This is a genomic window from Exiguobacterium sp. s132, from assembly GCF_018617235.1.
Taxonomy (GTDB): Bacteria; Bacillota; Bacilli; order Exiguobacteriales; family Exiguobacteriaceae; genus Exiguobacterium; species Exiguobacterium profundum.
The window spans coordinates 132555-151559 of sequence record NZ_JACSJU010000003.1; the positions used below are offsets into that span (position 1 = coordinate 132555).

The window sequence follows — 19005 nt, forward strand, 5'->3', positions numbered from 1 at the left end:
GAAAATGAAACGAATGTGGAATGTGGCCGCGCTCGGTGCGGTCATCGTGATTGGGCTTGGGACGTTTGCCGTTGATGCGACGGAACCGAAAGCAGAATGGGCGTTAGACATCAGTTCGAATCCATCAGTGTGGGAAGACGCAGTGGTAGAGATTAGTTATAGCACAGAGGATGATGTTGAACAGCGGTTTGAAGTGACGACTGAAGAGAGTCACATCACGTCAAATTTGAACTATATAGCTGAGGGATTGCGATATCGGGAACGTTTGAATGGAGATGCGCGTTCCATTCATAGAATCATGAATGGATGGACGTATGCCCAATCGATTCGAACAGAAGACGGATATATCGGGGTCGGTCAGGATGGGATGAAAGAGCTCATCGTGTTTAAACAAGAAGATGGAGAAAAGTTATCGACATTTTCATTCGATGCCAGTGATTCAAAAATATACGACATCGTGAACGGGGTGTGGGCAGGCGCATTTCTGAATGATGGCCAGTTAAACTTAGTCTATCGAGATGGATATGACGGTGAAGAAAAAACAATGCTCGCTACGTTTAATGAAGCGATGAATGAGGTGACCGTCAAAGAATTGAGCATGGATAAAGGATTTATCACCCATGTCATCAATACGAATCGATTTTACGTTACTGATTTATTATCACAGATGGCAGAAACACGGTACATCCCTGTCGGTGTCAGCTCGTACGAAGTGATCCGAGAAGGGGAAGAGGAAATCAATGTTGAGGATCCGGATCCAGGACTCTTCGCTTACGATACAAAAACGGGTAAAGTTGTTCAACTGGCAGAAGGGCAAGGCTTTTGGGATTATACAGTGTCGGGCCACAACCTGTTCGCCTTAAATGAGGACGGCGAGGAACTTGTCATCGACTTGAACACCGGGAAACAAACGACCCGGGAAGTTCTTGATTCAGTGGATCACGCATTCTATGAAAATGGTCGCCTTTACCAAACGCGCCAAGCGAAAGACGGGGTCGTCATCGATGTATACGAGGATGGGAAACAAATCTCGAGTGCGGCAATCACGCCTGAAAATGAAGAAGCGCGTGATATGCTCAAACAGATTGACGTATATGTCAGATAAAAATATAAGAGATGGGTCCATCCAAAATATAAGTCAGAGTTATTATGAATGATGATTGCTACGATAACGTTATAACGATGAAAATGACTCATCTACTGCCTAAGCGGACATAGTTGTCCGTTTTTTTGTTTTGTACAACTCTAAATATAGACATATGTCTTGCCCCTTAGAACATCTTTTTCGGGCTTACATTCCAAATTTCAGTATGTTAATTTGCGAGTGAATGGGAGGTTATATAAATGAAAAATTCGACTAAAGAGTGGATTTATATCCTGCTCCTCGCAGCCATTACTGTTATACACTTTTTTGTGGATGGCTTGTCTGAGAATAGTAAAGCGGTTATAACCATTGTAATTTTTCTAATCGCTGTAGTGCTTAAGTTTGTAGTAAAAACGAAGGAGGACTAACTTGTCTATAAAATCGAAAGTCATATCAGTTATGATGGTGATGATACTCGTTTTGTCTACCTCATTTATACCAGGAGATTCAGCTAGCGCTGCTGAAGATTTGAATGAACAGGACTTACAGTTAATTGAGATCCTAACTGCAATCGAGAATATGCCGGATGAAGTGATTATGCAGGGCGAGGAAGCCATTAAAATATACCTTGAGAATGAAGTAAGTTTCACACTTGATTTGGATGAAAGACAAGATTTAGCGGGTGTTCGAAAGGCTAGTATAGGTTCAATTGCAGGTTGTGTAGGAGCCGTTGGAACTGCAATCGTCATCAATTTTACTCCAGCGAAAATCCTGAAAATCAAATCTGCCTTGAAATCTGTCGGTGGTGCTACGAAGTTTGTTAAAGCAATCAAACCATACTATCAGATGTCACGAGAAGATAAATTAAGTAAGACAGCGTCACTCAAACAAGCTGTTCGACTCGCCGCTAAAGATGCAGGACCAGATGCGCGCGAAGCCTTGCTAGACCTCTTCGGTGTTTCATCTGTGATTGGATCATGTTCAGCAGCCTTTGGAAAATAAAAAAACTCCGATGGATTTCGGAGTTTTATAAAACTTGAGCGGGTCTTGGTATACCCGCTCTTTTTAGTAGCGTTGGAATACTGAACTTGTGCCGATCAACATGGTGAGGGGATGATTGCATGCTGATCCTGCTTTTTTTACTTAGTCGGTTTCGGTATGATGACGCCTTCTTCTAAATCAAGCAACAAGTCAATCAGTTCCGCGCAGAACTCTGGGAACTGCTCCAAAAAGGCACCGGGACCGACTTCATCTGTAAAGTCGATATACAGATCGGCGACATTCCCAGACATCTTCGCAGGTAAGGCGAGAAACGCCGAACCGAAACGCCAACTGCCTCGGATATCGAGTAGCTTCCCGAGAATGAGGTCGCCGGTCTCACGTTCTTCTGGTAACTGAACAGCGTATGTCTCTTTTGACTCCCAGTCTTTCAACTGACCGTCTTCTGTGACTTCAAAGATGCTACAACGCGGGACAGCTAGTCCACGGAGTGCGTGATAGAGGGCAGGGGACATGTCGCTCTTATGGTCGGCCAAGTAGCGACCATGGGGTGTCATCCCATCCTCATCCGTCTCAAAGAAGACGGCCCAATCGATGAAGAGGTCACGAAAGAGTTCGGCATCTTTTAAGTGCCATGTCCCTTCCGATGCAATCTCTTGAATATAGTTCGTCCACTGTGTGCTTCGCGCAAGAGCCGCTTGCTCATACAACTTTTTCAGTTCGGCAAGCAATTCGGACTCTTCGACGAGCAAAGGGAAGGGAATTACTTTCCGGTCTTTTTTCATCGGCGCGGTCCTCGCTTGTTCGCAGGACGTTTGACGACAGGAGGCTTCTCCTCAATCCGTTTCTCAATCACGTCACCGCGATAGATTTCGAGCTCTTTCAACTCGACACCGAGTTGACGCGCGAACGATTTCAAGTGCGGCAGGTCATCCGTCGTCACGAGGGAAAGGACAGTGCCTCCCGCGTTACCGCGAGCGGTACGGCCGGAACGGTGAATGAAGTCATCGATTGATTCCGGTAAGTCGAAATGGACGACGTGTGTCACGTCTTCAATATCGAGACCGCGTGCAGCGAGACCGGTCGTGATGAGGAGCGGGTATTCGCCTTTGCGGAATTCGCGTAGCGTCTCGACGCGTTCGCGCTTCCCTTTCAAGCTGTCGAGCATCCGGTAGTTCACTTTCAACTTTTCAAGTTCTCCGCGAAGCGGTGGCAAGAACGAGCGGTTGTTGATGAAGGCGAGTGCCTTCACACCGTCGACGTGTGAAAGACGACGAAGAAGTTCCGGTTTATACCGGCGCGTCGTCAACAGATAGCCGTACGTCACTTGATCGCTTACGGCACGTTCGATTTTGATATGAGCCGGTTCGTTCATGAATGGTGACGCCCACTCTTGGAGTGAGTCGGTGAGTGTTGCCGAGACGAGTGCAAGCTGACGCTCGTGCGCGGTATGCTTGATGATTCGTTCTGCGGCCTCTGTCAAACCGCTGTCGATGATTTGGTCGGCCTCATCTAAAATGACGGTATGTGTTTCGTGGAGCTTCAGTTTTTTCTTGTCGATCAACTCGACGAGACGACCCGGCGTCCCAACGATCAAGTGAGGTTTTTTCTTGATTCGGTCGATTTGACGTTTCAATTCGACACCGCCGATGAACGAACCGATGCGGACGTCGGCTTTTTCGGTGAAACGTTGTGCGACTTGTTGAATCTGCATGACAAGTTCACGGGTCGGGGCGACGACAACGACTTGGATGCGGTCATTCGACGGATCAATCTTTTCAATGGCTGGAAGGAGGTAGGCGAGTGTCTTACCCGTTCCGGTTGGTGCCTCGATTGTCACGTCTTTTCCATCTAATAGTAGGGGAAACGCTTCTTTTTGGACCGGCATCGGCTCATTGAAGCCCATCCGTTCCCACGTTTCGTTAATAAAAGGTTTTGTAAAATTCATATTCGGTCTCCTTATCTTTAGGCAAAAACAAAGGAAGCGACAGCGCTCCCTCGTCAAATATAGCGAACATGCTCCTGACCATCTTCCATGGAAGAACGTAACGTCTGTGTATACGTCTGACCGTCTTCGATGAGTTGGATGTGGGCGTCTGCACCTTCTGCTGTCAATTCAACTTTCTCAATCGTGAATCCTTGATAAACGCGATACTGTAACTCGGCCGTCATGTTCTCGAACGGTTTCAGTTCCGGATGTGTCGTAATGACATGGATTGGACGCGACAAAAGTGCGGCGAGTAGCTGGTCGCGATAATCAATAAAATCTTCGTTCTCGATGTCATCGTCGAAGCGGATCCAAAACCCTCCGTCTTCAAATTCTGTGATAAATCCGTCACGCTTTTCGCCGGCCTCATCGACCTTTAATGAGATGCGATCGCCAACCTGAAAGGCGTGATTTGCTGTTAATGGTTCATACGTCATGAGTAGAACCCCTTCCTCTTATACAATGTTCTGCCTTCATTGTGTCTGATACGACACAAAAATTCAAGTTCTAACCGAGTGATGTGAGATTAATCACCTTAATAACTGTATAGTTCGTCACAGAACAATCAAATTAGTACAGATGATAGGTAAACCTTATCTAATTAGGGATCATCTGTTTCAAACTATATAAACTAGCAGATATAACAGTTTGTAAAACGCTTTCAAAAACGGCTATTTCATCACGTTCATAAGATTGTTACAAGTTTCACAAGAATGTAAAACATATTGTTCACGTTTTCACGTACACTCACAGTATAGATAACACGCAGTTACTTTCGAGAATGAGGAGTGAATCAACATGGCAACCGAAATCAAATCCGCATGGTCAGGTTTTGTCCCTGGTCAGTGGACGAATGAAGTAAATGTCAGTGAGTTTATCCGTTTGAACCGTCATGAGTACACAGGAGACGATGCGTTTTTAGCAGGTCCGACCGAAGCGACAAACGTTCTTTGGAATCGTGTGATGGAACTAACAAAAGAAGAGCGTGAACGTGGAGGCGTCTGGGACGTCGATCAACACACACCATCGACCATCGTATCGCATGGACCAGGTTACTTAAACAAAGAGTTAGAGAAAGTCGTTGGCGTTCAGACGGATGAACCGTTCAAACGTTCGATTCACCCGAATGGCGGCATTCGTATGGTCGATGCGGCACTCGAATCATATGGTTTCGAGCCAGACGAAGAAATCACAAAAATTTACTCAGAGATTCGTAAAACACATAACCAAGGTGTCTTCGATGCCTATACGCCTGAAATGCGGGCCGCTCGTAAATCAGGGATCATCACGGGGCTTCCAGATGCTTACGGTCGTGGACGCATCATCGGTGACTATCGTCGCGTCGCTCTCTATGGAATTGACTTCTTGATGGCAGAACGTAAAAAGGATTTAGCGAAACGCGGCGGGTTCTTATCTGAGTCTGACATCCGCGATCGGGAAGAACTGAATGAACAACTTCGTGCCCTCCAAGAACTTAAACAACTCGGAGCTGCATATGGATTTGACCTCGGTCGTCCTGCGGAAAATACGCAAGAAGCATATCAATGGGTATACTTGGCGTATCTTGCTGCCATCAAAGAACAAAACGGTGCCGCGATGTCACTCGGTCGCGTCTCGACCTTCCTTGACGTGTACGCTGAACGTGACCTTGAAACGGGTCGCTTAACAGAATCAGACGTCCAAGAAATCGTTGACCACTTCATCATGAAACTTCGAATCGTCAAATTCTTACGGACACCGGACTACAATGAATTATTCTCAGGTGACCCGACTTGGGTGACAGAATCAATCGGTGGGATGAGTCAAGACGGTCGCTCGAACGTCACGAAGAGTTCATTCCGGTTCTTGCATTCACTCACGAACCTCGGACCAGCTCCAGAACCAAACTTGACGGTCCTTTGGTCGACGAAACTTCCAGAAGGATTCAAACAATACTGTGCGAAAATGTCGATTGAAACTTCGGCTATTCAATATGAGAACGATGACTTGATGATGCCACAATTCGGTGATGACTACGGCATCGCATGTTGTGTGTCACCGATGAAGATCGGGAAACAAATGCAGTTCTTCGGTGCGCGTGCCAACATGGCGAAGGCTCTCCTTTATAGCATGAACGGCGGTCGTGACGAGAAGAGCGGTGCTCAAATCGCTCCAGTTTGGGAAATGAACACAGAAGACGTGCTTACGTACGAAAAAGTATATGCCGACTTTGACCGGACGCTCGACTGGTTGGCAGAGCTATACGTGAATACGCTCAACGTCATTCACTTCATGCACGATAAATATGCGTATGAACGAATCGAAATGGCGCTTCACGATCCTGAAATCTTACGGACGATGGCTTGTGGGATCGCGGGTCTCTCGGTAACGGCGGATAGTCTTTCAGCAATCAAATACGCAAACGTCAAACCGATCCGTAATGAAGAAGGAATCATCGTCGACTTCGAAACAGAAGGGGACTTCCCGAAATTCGGAAACAATGATGACCGTGTCGATGCAATCGCCGTCGAACTCGTCGAATCATTCATGGAGAAAGTACGGAAACATAAAACATATCGTGACGCACTTCATACGCAATCGGTCCTCACGATCACATCGAACGTCGTCTACGGTAAGAAAACAGGAAATACGCCAGACGGTCGTCGTGCGGGTGAACCATTCGCTCCAGGTGCCAACCCAATGCATGGACGGGATACAAAAGGTGCGGCTGCATCGCTCTCATCTGTTGCGAAACTTCCATTTGAACACGCACAAGACGGAATCTCTTACACGTTCTCAATCGTACCGAAAGCACTCGGAAAAGAAGAAATCGCACGCGAACTCAACTTGGCGGCGCTTCTCGATGGGTACATGAGCGGAGAGCACAAAGGACATCACTTGAACGTTAACGTCTTCAACCGCGAGACGCTTCTCGACGCAATGGAACATCCAGAAGAATATCCACAACTCACAATCCGTGTATCAGGATATGCGGTCAACTTCATCAAGTTGACACGTGAGCAACAGATCGACGTCATCAACCGTACGTTCCACGGTTCGTTGTAAATAAAGGCTTAGCGGCCTTCTACGGAGGGCCGCTCATTCGTTAGGAGGTCATTTCGATGACAATGGGATATGTACATTCGGTCGAATCATTTGGAACAGTTGACGGCCCTGGTATTCGCTTTATCGTCTTTTTACAAGGTTGTGCGTTACGTTGCCTCTATTGCCATAATGCAGATACGTGGGATTTCAAAAAGAATAATCACCGCTCGGCTGAAGACGTCATTCAAGAGGCGCTCAGCTACCGTCCGTTCATGGACGCATCGAAAGGCGGCATCACGATTTCTGGTGGCGACCCACTCGCGCAACCTGAATTTTTAGAGGCGCTGCTGCGTGAAGCGAAAAAGCATGGGCTTCATACGACACTTGATACGTCTGGTGCGCTCCGACCTCCTAATTTGGATGCGATTTTAGATCACACCGATCTTGTCTTGCTCGATATCAAGCATATCGACGACGACATGTGTAAAAAGCTAACGGGACGTAGCAATGCCAACACGCTCGCGCTTGCCGAACACCTTTCCGAGCGCGGAACGAAAATGTGGATTCGCCACGTCCTTGTACCTGGATGGACGCTCGAAGAAGGTGCGCTTCGTCGCACGGCCGCGTTCATTCAAAAGCTAGACCATGTCGAGAAAGTCGAGATTTTGCCTTATCATGAGATGGGCGTCTACAAATGGGAGGCGCTCGGACTCGATTATCCGCTTAAAGGCACGAAGCCCCCGACATCCGATGAAGTCGAATGGGCAGAAGGGATTTTGCAGGGAACCGTATAAAAAAGCAAGCGCAGGCCGATGTGGTCTGCGCTTGCTTTACGTTACACTCGCTTTTTCTTCTTTTCTAGGACGCGGGCATGTTCTGCCTGTTTTTTCTCCATATAGAGAAGCTCTCGCTCAAGTTTGAAGTAGCTCGCATAGCGTTTCGCATCTAGCGTACCGCTCGTGAGTGCCTCTTGGACGGCACAGCCCGGTTCTTTCTGATGTGAGCAGTCGCGGAAGCGGCATGTCTCGGCAAGTGCTTCGATATCGCGAAACGTCTCATCGAGGTGCTCGCTTCCTTCCCATAGTCCGAATTCTCGCATCCCTGGTGTATCGATGACGTATAAGTCGTCGATTCTGAACAGTTCGCGGTGTGTCGTCGTATGTTTTCCGCGCTCGTCCTGCGCCCGGACGGCTTGTGTGACGGCAAGTGTCTCGTGGGCGAGGGCGTTCGTCAGCGTAGATTTTCCGACGCCGGACGAACCGACGAAGGCGATTGTGCTCTCACTCGGCAATGCGTGACGAAGTTCAGCCACACCTTTTCCCGTTACAGCACTGACGGGGAATACTTGAATTCCAGGTGCGTTCACTTGAATGTCTTCGAGCAATGTGTCGACGGAGTCGACTTGATCGGTCTTTGTCAAGACGATGATTGGGATTGCCCCGGTGTCCCAAGCGGCTAGCGTATAGCGTTCTAGGCGACGAATGTTGAAGTCGTGTCCACACGCCATCGTAATCAAGACGTAGTCGACGTTCGCGCAGATCAGTTGTTCACGTGTCTCGTTGCCGGCGGCCGCTCGTGAAAGAACGGTCCGACGCTCAAGGAGATGGTGAATCGTACCTTGACCATGCTCGCGAACTTGAATCGTGACATAATCGCCGATGACCGGGTAATCCCGTTCGCTCGTCGCGGCATGTCGAAATTTTCCGGAAACCCCGCACATATAGGCGTTTTCTCCGATTGATACCGTATAAAGATGTTGGAACTGTGCCGTGACACGTCCCGTTTCAGTTTGTTGATTCAAAAAGAATCCTCCTTTTAGTGATGGAGGACGACAGCCCTCCGATTTGCTGACATTTGGTTACGTGCATGCATCATGTTGCTCATAAAACATCATCCTTTCGTTGTTCGATAGCATTAGTGTACCACAGTTATTGGAAACGGTACCATCTCAGTCTAAAGACCGAGGTGAAACAAGCCTTCCGCTCGTCGACCTATGTCAAATAACGTATTATGATAAGAGTGTACTTAACAAGGAGGGATGACAGATGAATCACCAAGTGAAAAAGGTGTTGTTCATCGTGGCCGCGATCGCTCTAGTGCTCGTGTTGATCGGTTCTTTACCGAATATGATTTTATTCGGATTAGGAGCGCTCTTGACGCTTTGGGCTGGAGTCCGTTTTCAGGCTGTGACACACATCGGTGCTAAAGTTGGTTTCGGGATCCTTGCTGTCATTGGGATTGGGACGATGCTCTCAAACATTTGGGCGCTCGTCGGAATCATTGTCGCGTGGTTGTTGTTTAAAGGGTATATGATGTATACAAGTGAAAAACGCGACCCGGATGTCGAGATTTTAAATGCAGACGGAACGCGTGCCGGCCGGAGCAGCTTCCAGCAGTTTGATCAAGTGTGGCAAAAATTTGTTAATCGTCGTTGAGATTTCATAAGGAGGATTCACCATGAAGACACCGTTTGATCAGTTTCGTGAATTAGCGAATGAATTGACGAAAGAAATTTCGAAAGAAGTGAAGAAGTATCAGGATAAAGAGATGCCACGTTCAAGTGGAGAAGCGGAATTGAACCGTCATATCCGTGGAGCGGAGAAGGAAGCGTTGTCGGTTGAACGACTCGTGGAACGTCAACGTACATTGCTTGCAGAACTTGCTGAAAAACGTGATGATGCCAAGAAGATGGCAGATAAACGATATGAGCAAACAGAACTGGCGAAACAAGCCGGGGAAGAAAAGTTGGCAGAACGTGCGGCACTCGAATCCAAACATTACGGGGAACAGTACCGTTACTTTGAAGGATTGATTGACGAAGGTGAGCGCGAGTTAGATACATTAGAGCGTCGTGCGCTCGAGATGAAACTCAAACTCGATGAGATGCAAAATAAACGTTATGAGTTTGCGATGCGCGAAAACCTAGACTTGTTAAAAGGGGCACTCGACCAAATCTTTGGTCAAAATACGTCTCAGTCGCATCCATTCACTGAGGAAGAAAAGAAAGAACAACCTGCCGAAGAGAAGCAAGACACGCAGGAAGATGAAGATGATTTTGAAGCAAAATTGAAAGAACTGGAGCGTCGCTTTAAACAAGAGTGAGGCGATGGTTCGGCGATGACCTGAACAAGGTCATCGCTTTCTTTGCTTCATACATATGAACAGAAAGGGGGAATGGACATGGAACGTTGGAACACACGTCAAATCATTGGATTTATGATTATCTTATTTTCAGTCGGACTCTTCATCGATATCGTGACGGGTGGGAATAGCGTCTTATTCAGCATGATCCTCCCGCTGCTTCTCCTCTACATCGGTCGACGGTTCAGTCGTCGGGGGAAGCAGTCTGCTAGCTATATTTTTTACGCAATTGGGGGAATCCTCTTGATTGGCTTGATTTTCTCATCTGCGGCATTCGGATTCGTGCTCTCCGGACTCCTCCTGTTATTCGGCTATCGACTCTATAAGAATCGACCGGTCGAATCGAAAATCCGGACACCCCTTCGTCAAGAACAAGCCTTCTCATTTGGGATGAAGGAATCGGGGCACTATGTGTTACGTGATACGAATGAGTTCTTTTTACTACGGGACGTTGAGATGGATTTGTCACAAGCCATCATTCCGGAAGGAGAGACGTTCTTACTCCTCAATGGACTTGCGGGAGACATTCGAATTCTTATTCCTGCGGGGTATGACTATTCGATTGACGCATCGATCGGGTTCGGTAAAGTGCAGGTCGATGACTCGAACTATTCGCCGGTGTTCAATCGTCGCTTCTATACAGCGTCTGATGATTATGTCCAGGCTACACGAAAAGTCCGGATTCATATCGTGCTCATGAGCGGAAGTGTCGAGGTGATGACGGTATGAAAAAAGATTCTTATCCACGAACGGTCGTCTGGCATCAACTGTTTAGTAGCTTGTTGACGGCTTTCTTGATTACTGTAGCGTTTCTCATAGGTGACTCGACTTCATTGAGCGATTTATTTTCGCGTGAAGAAGGGTTGCCTTTCGGTGTGTCCATTCTAGTGATTGCCGTCTTGATCGGAAGTATCTTTGGCGTCGGTTCGTATTTTTATTTGCGCCGAGACTTTCGGGAAGTCGCCAATGCCCTTTGGAAACTGGAGAACCAAAAAGACATCACCTTCCGCCCGATGTCCCCATACCGAGATACACTCGAACGAATCGTCCGCGTATCGAAACAGCGCCAAGAGATGGTCGAGATGGCGAAGCGAGTCGGTGAGCGTCCGGTCAGTGTGGAAGAGGCGCGGAGTGAGGCCGTCGTCGAAGAAAGACGTCGCGTCGCACGAGAACTTCATGATTCGGTGAGTCAACAGCTCTATGCCATCTCGATGATGACGACAGCGGTCAAACAGACGATGCAGACGAAACCAGAACTCGCGAGTAAACAAATGGAACAAGTCGAGCTCATGGCGCAGACCGCACAGGCAGAGATGCGTTCGTTGCTGTTACAACTTCGGCCGGTCGAACTAGAAGGCATGACACTAAAGACGGGAATCGAACGCTTGTTAGAAGAACTGTCTCGTAAACAATCGACCGAGCTCGTCTGGCGTTTAGAGGAAGTGAAGCTCTCCCGGCACACTGAAAATGAACTGTTTCGGATTGTTCAGGAAGCGATTAGTAACACGTTACGACACGCCAAAGCGACTCGTTTAGAAATCGAGATGCGAACCGTGCAACAGACGGTCATCTTAAAGATTAACGATGACGGAATCGGATTTAATGTGGACGATACACAAGTCGCCTCATATGGATTACAATCGATAAGAGAGCGTACGGCAGAAGTCGGTGGAACGTTGCGATTGGTCAGTGTGCCGAATGTCGGGACACAAATTGAAGTACGTGTGAAACAACAAGTGGAGGGGTAATGATGATTCGAGTTGTATTAATTGATGATCATGAAATGGTTCGGGCGGGCGTATCTGCCTTTTTATCGACACAACCGGACATCGAAGTCGTCGGCGAAGCATCGGACGGAGCAACGGGAGCCGAGCTTGCGATTGCGGAGAAGCCGGACGTTGTCCTTATGGACTTGGTGATGGAGCCCGTTGACGGAGTCGAATCGACGAAACGAATTAAAGCAAGTTGGAAAGAAGCGAAGATTTTGGTCGTGACGAGTTTCTTGGATGATGAGAAAGTGTATCCCGTCATCGAAGCCGGTGCGATGAGCTATGTCCTCAAGACAGCGAATGCAAATGAAATCGCAGATGCGATTCGTCAAACCGCTGCCGGCAATCCGGTCATGGCCGCCCAGGTAACAGGAAAGATGCTCGAACGACTGCGTCATCCGGAAATGACACTTCATGAGAGTCTCACTGCCCGTGAACGAGAAATCTTGCAACTGATGGCGGAAGGCAAGTCGAATCAAGTGATTGCGGACGAATTGTTCATCTCACTCAAAACAGTGAAGACACACGTGTCGAACATCTTGACGAAGCTTGACGTCTATGACCGGACCCAGGCAGTCGTCTATGCGTTCCAACATAACTTGGTCAGTAAAGGATGAACCGTCTCCCTGTGATTGAAACGGAGCGCCTCCGACTGCGACCTCTCCAAATGGAGGACGGTCCGCACGTATTCGCCATCTTTTCAGATGAACACGTGCTACGCCACTACGGAATGGAGCCACATCGGACGTTAGAAGAAACGGAACAGATGCTGACGCATATGCTCGCACAAATCGAAACAGGTGCGATCATCCGTTTTGCCATCGAGCATCGCGAATCAAAAGCGTTAATCGGGACAATCGGGTTTCACAATCGGGCACCGTCGCATCGGCGTGCCGAGATCGGTTATGAACTCAAACCGGAGTATTGGCGTTCGGGTTATGCGACCGAAGCCCTTCACGCGGCGCTTCAGTTTGCCGTGACGTGTGAAATTGAACGGGTCGGTGCCATCGTCTATGTCGAGAATCTTGCATCCCAACGCATGTTGGAGAAAAATGGATTCTTTCAAGAAGGTCGACTACATAACTATATGCGTCAGCGTGGACAATCTCATGATGTGTATGTCTATAGCTATATGACCCATCAGTCAGTCTGAGCACACCGTTTCTACGGTGTGCTTTTTTCGTTTGTAAGAGAAATAAAATGGGAACCAACTAGAAGTGAGTCAATCAAAGGAGGATGATGAGATGAAAGCAGCATATATCGAACAGTATGGCGGGTCGGATGAGTTCAAAGTAGGGAAACTTGAACAACCGGCAATCGGTGCAGATGACGTATTAATTGAAGTTCATGCCGCAAGCGTCAATCCGGTCGATTGGAAGCTCCGTGAAGGATACTTGAAAGAAATGCTCCATTACGAGATGCCGCTCGTTATCGGGTGGGATGTATCGGGTGTCATCAAAGAAGTTGGGGCGAATGTGACCGAATTGAAGGTTGGAGATGAAGTGTTTAGCCGACCAGAAATCGCGCGCCAAGGCACATATGCCGAGTACGTCGCAGTCGATTCCCATCTTGTCGTCAAAAAACCAGCTTCGCTTAGTTTTGAGGAGGCCGCTTCACTGCCGCTCGTCGCGCATACGGCATGGCAAGTCATGTTCGAAGTGATGGATGCCAAACCGGGTGGTCGAATCTTCATCGGAGCCGGTTCAGGTGGTGTCGGAACGGTAGCCATCCAGCTCGCGAAAGCACACGGTTTGTATGTCGTCACATCGACAAGCACGCCGAACGTAGATTGGGTCAAAAAACTTGGAGCCGACGAGGTCATCGACTATAAACAACAAGACCCGGCAGATACTGTCCGCGATATTGATTTCGTATTCGATACGATGGGGGGCGACGGGCAGAGCAAACTCTACCAAATGCTTAAAGAGAATGGGATGCTCGTCTCCATCTCCACACCACCAAATGAAGAGGAAGCCAAACAGGCGAAGGTCCGTGCCGAGTACGTTTTCATGCAACCAACGGGGGAGCGTTTGAAAAAAATTGCGGAAGCTGTTGAAAAAGGCGAACTGAAACCTGTGATTGACCGGGTCTTTGATTTAGAAGATACGAAACTTGCTCATGACTATGGAGAAGAAGGGCATGCCAAAGGCAAAATCATCATCAAAGTGAAATAATCAAAAGAGATGGATTTCCGGAACAAATATCGGAAATCCATCTCTTGTTCATTTCATTTGATAGGCTACCTTATGTGGAGGTCAGCCTTTTTTCTGTGCTTGTATTTGTTCATCGATTTCTGATAGGTAGGTCCAACGTTCCATCTTCGCATCGAGTGTTTCTTTCAGTTCTGCAATCGTCGCATACAACTCATTGACTTTACCAAGGTCACTGCCCGCTGATGCAAGCGTCGCTTCCTGCGCTTCAATCTGTTCTTCAAGTGCGGCGATGTCTTCTTCGATCGTGTCCCATTCCTTCTGTTCTTTGAAGGTGAATTTCACGACTTCCGACTTCACGCGTTCCTTTTTCTCTTTAGGTTCTTTCTCTTTCTTCACTTGACGAACCTCTTCTTGACGCATGGCCAAATAGTCACTATATTCTGCGTGATACACCTGGATGACCCCATCTTCGAAAGCGATCAACTGTCCGGCGATCCGGTCTAAGAAATAGCGGTCGTGACTGACGGCGATGACTGTACCTGGGAAGGACTCCAAATAGTCTTCTAAAACAGACAACGTTTCCGTGTCCAAATCGTTCGTCGGTTCATCAAGGAATAAGACGTTCGGTTCATCCATGAGAATTCGAAGCAGGACGAGACGCCGTTTTTCGCCACCAGATAGCTTCGCAATTGGTTTATATTGCGCGTCCGGTGAGAAAAGGAAACGTTCGAGCATTTGCCCCGCCGTGATGACCTCGCCGTCCGGCGTGTGGATGACTTTGGCGATGCGTTCGATCTCATCGATGACCCGTCGTGACTCGTCTTCAAATTCGACTTGTTGTCCGTAGTAGCCTAAATGAACGGTATCTCCGTGCACAATCGTACCGTTTGTCGGTTCTAGGCGCTTGGCGAGCAAGTTCATGAGCGTTGATTTCCCACTCCCGTTCGGGCCGACGATCCCGTAGCGTTCACGGCGACCGAAAATCCAATTGAACTGCCGAATGAGAAGGGAGTCATCGTATCCGAAAGATAAATCTTCGACTTCGATGACCTTTTTACCAAGTCGGCGAGATCCGACCGAGACGTCGAGCGTCTCGTCTTCCGCTAAGCTCTCTTGATGTTTCAAGTCTTCGACACGTTGAATGCGTGCCTTTTGTTTGGTTGTCCGGGCTTTCGCGCCACGACGCAACCAAGCGAGTTCGCGACGTAATATATTTTGTCGTTTCTGTTCCATCGATTGTGCCCGAGCTTTTCGCTCGGCACGCTTCTCGAGAAAGAGTTCATAGTTCCCGTTATAGAAGTAACTCGTTCCATCCGCAATCTCCAAAATGTGATTCGTGACACGATTCAAGAAATAGCGGTCGTGGGTGATGAGCAGGATCGCTCCCCGGTAATCGGCAAGCATCGTTTCGAGCCATGCGATTGTATCGGCATCCAGTTCGTTCGTCGGCTCATCTAAGAGCAATAAGTCCGCTTCATCGAGTAACGCTGCGGCGAGCGCGACTCGCTTTTGTTGCCCCCCAGACAAGGCGTTCACATCGATTGACACGTCAGGAAGACCGAGCCGGTTTAAAATCGACTTCAGTTTTGCTTCCGTTTCCCAAGCGTCTGCGGCATCGACGGCCTGTTGGGCTTTCATGAAGCGTTCAAGTAACTGCTCACTTGTCGGGTTCGCTTCGAGTGCTTGTCTGGCGCGCTCGAACTGTTTCAACGCTTGAACGGAAGGAGTATCACTTGTGAATAAAGCGTCAAGGATCGTTTGTCCTTCGTCGAATTGAACCGTTTGAGTCAAGTAGCGAATCCGATAATCGTTCGGATGTTGCATCGTGCCTCGATCTGCTGTCTCGGTACCGGCGATGATTTTCATGAACGTCGATTTCCCCGAACCGTTCACGCCGATAATCCCGATACGGTCTCCGGGATGGATTGTCATCGTCACATCATCAAATAAGACTTTGTCGGCAAACTCTTTATGAATGCCTTCAATCATTAATAAACTCATGCGTTCTCTCCTTCAAGCTGTTGACGAATGGCCGCCTCGACCGTTGCTGCGATTTCCTTGTTCGGCAAATCAGCCGGATCAATCGCAGGTAGGAACGTGACATCGACCGTTGCCGGGGTGATTCGATTTTTGGCTTCTAACAATCTATAACTGCCTTGAATCGCGACTGGAACGATTTTCGCACCACTTGAGGTGGCGAGCGTCAAACTTCCGGCTTTAAACTCCTTCATCGGTCCACCTTTTGAGCGTGTGCCTTCTGGGAAGACAATCATTGATTGACCGGATTGAATTGTTTCGACGCCGGAACGAATGGCTTGAATCGATTGACGACGGTCACTCCGGTCGATGAAGATACACCCCATCAATTCCATCCAACGTGGAATAATCGGGAATTTTTGAACCTCGATTTTCGAGATAAACGCTTTCGGTCGTTTCGTGGCGGTCAACATAATCGGGACATCGAAGTTTCCTTGGTGGTTCGACACGTAGACGACGGGTTCATCCGGAATCTGGTCTTGACCGTGGACACGGATGTCTGCACCCGCAATCTTCAGTAGAAACTGTGCCCATTTATAAGCGATATCTTGTACGTAACGGTAACGCTTTGGCGTTTCGATTTTTTTCGCCTTCTGTAAAAACGGGACGGTGATCGGTAATACGGCAAAAAATGAGAAAAACCATACAGCTGTTCGAATCATTCTATTCTCTCCTCTCATGATGACAACAAGAAAGAGTCTTCTTCTCTTGACGAGAATCCGACCCTTCGGCATGAATCCTTATTCCCAAAAGCGAGAATCGCTCTCTTCTTCCTCTTCTTCGAGCTCGAACGTAATGCGTTTATTCACAGGATCGACGACGAAATAGGCGCCGTCTTGCTCGATACTTTTGATTTGCATGGCCTGATCACTTCCGATTTCGAGAGTGAGACGGATTCGGTTGTCATCATCGACAAGCAAAATACCGTCCTCTTTTAACCAAAGCTCCATGACAGGTGAATAACGAAGTAGCCATTCATTCGATAACGGGATTTCATTCATACGGTTATGTGCCTCCTGCGATTATAAATCCATTGTACGATGTCTGTTCCTACATAGGATACCAAATGTGGCGAGGGAAGACGAGCGTTATGTAGAGCGTTTTCGAGTCGTGGAGTGCATTCTGTCGACGACTCGTTTGATCCGTTTCTGGTTCCGTCTTTCTACAAAATACTCATTTGCCTGCATGAAGAGTTGTTTGAAGGAAGAGAGTCCCATCGCAATTAGAACGGCAAATAAAAATGTTCCGATTGGATCTTTGTACAATTCGGTCTGGAACAAAAAAGCAAGTCCTACGATTGATAAAATGGACGTGAGAAAATAAAAAATCATAGCGGAGTCTCCTTTTCTTAAAGGTATGAAAGAAAAAGGCATGGTCTTTTAATCGTATTCGACTTTTTGAAGGGAAATCCTGTTATGTATTGCAAAGAAAAAAACGCCTTCAGTGGGCTGAATGGCGTTTACTCTTGAGTCATGTAAGTCGAGGATGACGATACATTCGTGTCGACACCGTTTGAGAAAATAAAACTGAGAGATGCGAGTAATGCGAAAAAGGCGACAAGCAATCCTTTTGTAAAACGCTTTGCAAAAGAACGAGACTGTATATCAAACATTTATTATCCCCCGATCAATCCTAAATGAAACCTTATCTATACTGGACACTTCCTATATAATAACGTTTTCAAAAAAAGGATACTAGCAGAAAAAAACACGTTCACAAAATTGTCACAAAATTTTAATAAATCATGTAAGTTCTGTAAACAATCATGATTTCAACAGTCTCAAAACACGTTCACATTTTCGACACATTTATTCAAAATGTTGAAAGAGAACATGATATGATTAGGAACGTGTGTAGATAGGTATACTGACAGTAATAGCTTAGAAAAGGATGTGGGTGTAATGGCATTGCGCGCAGGAGAAGTAGTAGATTTAGTCGCGGAACGTTCTGCTGATTTTGGAGTATTCATTAGTAACGGCCGCGAAGAGGTGCTCCTTCACCGTAAAGAACAAACAGAAGAAGTGACAATCGGTCAAACGGTTCGTGTCTTCTTATATCATGATTCAGAAGGACGTCTCGCATCAACGATGACGATTCCGACCGTTTCATTTGATGAGTATGAATGGTTTGAAGTGACTGGCGTTCGGTATAACACAGGGGTCTTCGTGAATATCGGAATTCAAAAGGACGTTCTCGTTTCGATGGATGACTTACCGGAGAACCGATCATATTGGCCACAAACGGGCGATCAATTGTGTATTCGATTGAAGTATGACCAAAAAGGACGTTTGCTTGGGGACCCTGCACCATATGCGTTCTTGAACTTGTTGGCACGACCGTCGAAAGAAGAATGGAACAACCAGGACGTGCAGGCCATCGTCGTCAATAAACGCGAAGTGGGCGTCAACGTATGGGTCGAAGGGGAATCACTCGGTTTCTTGCATGAGGCTGAGATGACGCGTTGGCCACGTCTCGGAGAACAGTTGACCGTCCGTGTGACGCAGGTCAAACAAGACGGTACGGTCCTCGTTTCGATGAAGCCACGTGCCTATGAGGCGATTGATGGTGATGCGGCGAGCATCCTCTCGTATATTGAAGAACGTGGTGGCCAAATGCCATACGGTGATAAGACATCACCTGACGTCATCGACCGTGAATTCGGAATGAGTAAAGCAGCATTTAAACGAGCGCTTGGAAAACTGTTGAAAGACAAGCAAGTTGAAAAGCTCGACAACGGCTATAAATTGAAATAAGATAACTCATGTTCAGGTGACATGAAAGTTTAAAAATGTATTTCTTTCATTTTAGGAA

The 19005-nt window shown here is 47.5% G+C and carries 20 protein-coding genes; 12 read left to right on the forward strand and 8 right to left on the reverse strand.

What is annotated here, in order from left to right; all coding sequences use genetic code 11:
• The first annotated feature begins 4 nt into the window (after positions 1 to 4).
• Complete coding sequence (locus KNO78_RS13055) at positions 5 to 1105, forward strand: hypothetical protein (RefSeq protein ID WP_214691482.1); 1101 nt, start codon at positions 5 to 7, stop codon at positions 1103 to 1105.
• A gap of 408 nt (positions 1106 to 1513) precedes the next feature.
• On the forward strand, positions 1514 to 2086 hold the full coding sequence (locus KNO78_RS13060; RefSeq protein ID WP_084543114.1) for a hypothetical protein: 573 nt from the start codon (positions 1514 to 1516) through the stop codon (positions 2084 to 2086).
• Between the two features lie 137 nt (positions 2087 to 2223).
• Here KNO78_RS13060 and KNO78_RS13065 read toward each other — a convergent pair whose 3' ends face one another.
• The 3 genes from KNO78_RS13065 to KNO78_RS13075 are packed head-to-tail and all read right to left on the reverse strand — an operon-like array spanning position 2224 to position 4507.
• A complete protein-coding gene (locus KNO78_RS13065) occupies positions 2224 to 2868 on the reverse strand; it encodes a hypothetical protein (RefSeq protein WP_196431564.1) in 645 nt (214 codons plus the stop codon).
• A complete protein-coding gene (locus tag KNO78_RS13070) occupies positions 2865 to 4031 on the reverse strand; it encodes a DEAD/DEAH box helicase (protein ID WP_214691483.1) in 1167 nt (388 codons plus the stop codon). The genes KNO78_RS13065 and KNO78_RS13070 overlap by 4 nt, the downstream gene beginning before the upstream one ends.
• Positions 4032 to 4084: 53 nt before the next feature.
• Complete coding sequence (locus KNO78_RS13075; protein WP_015880830.1) at positions 4085 to 4507, reverse strand: hypothetical protein; 423 nt, start codon at positions 4505 to 4507, stop codon at positions 4085 to 4087.
• Between the two features lie 361 nt (positions 4508 to 4868).
• Here KNO78_RS13075 and pflB point away from each other — a divergent pair, with 361 nt between their 5' ends.
• On the forward strand, positions 4869 to 7115 hold the full coding sequence (gene pflB, locus KNO78_RS13080; protein WP_214691484.1) for a formate C-acetyltransferase: 2247 nt from the start codon (positions 4869 to 4871) through the stop codon (positions 7113 to 7115).
• Between the two features lie 56 nt (positions 7116 to 7171).
• Positions 7172 to 7888, forward strand: a complete 717-nt coding sequence (pflA, locus tag KNO78_RS13085) for a pyruvate formate-lyase-activating protein (protein ID WP_074037738.1) — start codon at positions 7172 to 7174, stop codon at positions 7886 to 7888.
• 41 nt (positions 7889 to 7929) lie between these two features.
• On the opposite strand, the gene rsgA is transcribed toward pflA, so the two are convergent.
• A complete protein-coding gene (gene rsgA / locus KNO78_RS13090) occupies positions 7930 to 8895 on the reverse strand; it encodes a ribosome small subunit-dependent GTPase A (RefSeq protein WP_214691485.1) in 966 nt (321 codons plus the stop codon).
• A gap of 244 nt (positions 8896 to 9139) precedes the next feature.
• Between rsgA and KNO78_RS13095 the strand changes: the two genes are divergently transcribed.
• The 7 genes from KNO78_RS13095 to KNO78_RS13125 all read left to right on the forward strand — a co-directional run bounded on the left by KNO78_RS13095 (position 9140) and on the right by KNO78_RS13125 (position 14178).
• Positions 9140 to 9529 (forward strand): lmo0954 family membrane protein, encoded by a 390-nt coding sequence (locus tag KNO78_RS13095; protein ID WP_031421063.1) that lies wholly within the window; start codon positions 9140 to 9142, stop codon positions 9527 to 9529.
• Between the two features lie 22 nt (positions 9530 to 9551).
• Positions 9552 to 10196 (forward strand): PspA/IM30 family protein, encoded by a 645-nt coding sequence (locus KNO78_RS13100; RefSeq protein WP_074037735.1) that lies wholly within the window; start codon positions 9552 to 9554, stop codon positions 10194 to 10196.
• A gap of 78 nt (positions 10197 to 10274) precedes the next feature.
• Positions 10275 to 10964, forward strand: coding sequence for a cell wall-active antibiotics response protein LiaF (liaF, locus tag KNO78_RS13105; protein ID WP_015880836.1), 690 nt, complete (start codon positions 10275 to 10277; stop codon positions 10962 to 10964).
• Positions 10961 to 11983 carry a sensor histidine kinase gene (locus KNO78_RS13110; RefSeq protein ID WP_074037734.1) on the forward strand — a complete coding sequence of 341 codons (1023 nt, stop codon included), beginning with the start codon at positions 10961 to 10963 and terminating at the stop codon, positions 11981 to 11983. Before liaF ends, KNO78_RS13110 begins: the two co-directional genes overlap by 4 nt.
• Positions 11984 to 11985: 2 nt before the next feature.
• Positions 11986 to 12621, forward strand: coding sequence for a response regulator (locus KNO78_RS13115; RefSeq protein WP_015880838.1), 636 nt, complete (start codon positions 11986 to 11988; stop codon positions 12619 to 12621).
• Positions 12622 to 12632: 11 nt separating this feature from the next.
• Positions 12633 to 13157 (forward strand): GNAT family N-acetyltransferase, encoded by a 525-nt coding sequence (locus KNO78_RS13120; RefSeq protein ID WP_236548972.1) that lies wholly within the window; start codon positions 12633 to 12635, stop codon positions 13155 to 13157.
• A gap of 91 nt (positions 13158 to 13248) precedes the next feature.
• A complete protein-coding gene (locus KNO78_RS13125) occupies positions 13249 to 14178 on the forward strand; it encodes an NADP-dependent oxidoreductase (RefSeq protein ID WP_214691486.1) in 930 nt (309 codons plus the stop codon).
• Between the two features lie 81 nt (positions 14179 to 14259).
• Here KNO78_RS13125 and KNO78_RS13130 read toward each other — a convergent pair whose 3' ends face one another.
• The 4 genes from KNO78_RS13130 to KNO78_RS13145 all read right to left on the reverse strand — a co-directional run bounded on the left by KNO78_RS13130 (position 14260) and on the right by KNO78_RS13145 (position 17525).
• Entirely contained in the window at positions 14260 to 16158 is a 1899-nt protein-coding gene (locus tag KNO78_RS13130; protein WP_214691487.1) for an ABC-F family ATP-binding cassette domain-containing protein, read from the reverse strand.
• Complete coding sequence (locus KNO78_RS13135; RefSeq protein WP_159563566.1) at positions 16155 to 16856, reverse strand: lysophospholipid acyltransferase family protein; 702 nt, start codon at positions 16854 to 16856, stop codon at positions 16155 to 16157. The genes KNO78_RS13130 and KNO78_RS13135 overlap by 4 nt, the downstream gene beginning before the upstream one ends.
• Before the next feature lie 78 nt (positions 16857 to 16934).
• Positions 16935 to 17195, reverse strand: a complete 261-nt coding sequence (locus KNO78_RS13140; RefSeq protein WP_015880843.1) for a hypothetical protein — start codon at positions 17193 to 17195, stop codon at positions 16935 to 16937.
• A gap of 87 nt (positions 17196 to 17282) precedes the next feature.
• Entirely contained in the window at positions 17283 to 17525 is a 243-nt protein-coding gene (locus KNO78_RS13145) for a hypothetical protein (protein WP_074037731.1), read from the reverse strand.
• A gap of 570 nt (positions 17526 to 18095) precedes the next feature.
• On the opposite strand from KNO78_RS13145, the gene KNO78_RS13150 reads away from it, so the two are divergent.
• A complete protein-coding gene (locus tag KNO78_RS13150) occupies positions 18096 to 18947 on the forward strand; it encodes a CvfB family protein (RefSeq protein WP_074037730.1) in 852 nt (283 codons plus the stop codon).
• Positions 18948 to 19005 lie beyond the last annotated feature (58 nt).

Bases quoted from the DNA above. Each gene is read 5' to 3' on its own strand.
- KNO78_RS13150 (WP_074037730.1), top strand. From the start codon at position 18,096: ATGGCATTGCGCGCAGGAGAAGTAGTAGATTTAGTCGCGGAACGTTCT.
- KNO78_RS13100 (WP_074037735.1), top strand. From the start codon at position 9,552: ATGAAGACACCGTTTGATCAGTTTCGTGAATTAGCGAATGAATTGACG.
- KNO78_RS13135 (WP_159563566.1), bottom strand. From the start codon at position 16,856: ATGATTCGAACAGCTGTATGGTTTTTCTCATTTTTTGCCGTATTACCG.
- KNO78_RS13065 (WP_196431564.1), bottom strand. From the start codon at position 2,868: ATGAAAAAAGACCGGAAAGTAATTCCCTTCCCTTTGCTCGTCGAAGAG.
- KNO78_RS13130 (WP_214691487.1), bottom strand. From the start codon at position 16,158: ATGAGTTTATTAATGATTGAAGGCATTCATAAAGAGTTTGCCGACAAA.
- KNO78_RS13145 (WP_074037731.1), bottom strand. From the start codon at position 17,525: ATGATTTTTTATTTTCTCACGTCCATTTTATCAATCGTAGGACTTGCT.
- pflA (WP_074037738.1), top strand. From the start codon at position 7,172: ATGACAATGGGATATGTACATTCGGTCGAATCATTTGGAACAGTTGAC.
- KNO78_RS13055 (WP_214691482.1), top strand. From the start codon at position 5: ATGAAACGAATGTGGAATGTGGCCGCGCTCGGTGCGGTCATCGTGATT.
- KNO78_RS13115 (WP_015880838.1), top strand. From the start codon at position 11,986: ATGATTCGAGTTGTATTAATTGATGATCATGAAATGGTTCGGGCGGGC.
- pflB (WP_214691484.1), top strand. From the start codon at position 4,869: ATGGCAACCGAAATCAAATCCGCATGGTCAGGTTTTGTCCCTGGTCAG.
- KNO78_RS13070 (WP_214691483.1), bottom strand. From the start codon at position 4,031: ATGAATTTTACAAAACCTTTTATTAACGAAACGTGGGAACGGATGGGC.
- KNO78_RS13140 (WP_015880843.1), bottom strand. From the start codon at position 17,195: ATGAATGAAATCCCGTTATCGAATGAATGGCTACTTCGTTATTCACCT.
- liaF (WP_015880836.1), top strand. From the start codon at position 10,275: ATGGAACGTTGGAACACACGTCAAATCATTGGATTTATGATTATCTTA.
- KNO78_RS13125 (WP_214691486.1), top strand. From the start codon at position 13,249: ATGAAAGCAGCATATATCGAACAGTATGGCGGGTCGGATGAGTTCAAA.
- KNO78_RS13095 (WP_031421063.1), top strand. From the start codon at position 9,140: ATGAATCACCAAGTGAAAAAGGTGTTGTTCATCGTGGCCGCGATCGCT.
- KNO78_RS13075 (WP_015880830.1), bottom strand. From the start codon at position 4,507: ATGACGTATGAACCATTAACAGCAAATCACGCCTTTCAGGTTGGCGAT.
- KNO78_RS13110 (WP_074037734.1), top strand. From the start codon at position 10,961: ATGAAAAAAGATTCTTATCCACGAACGGTCGTCTGGCATCAACTGTTT.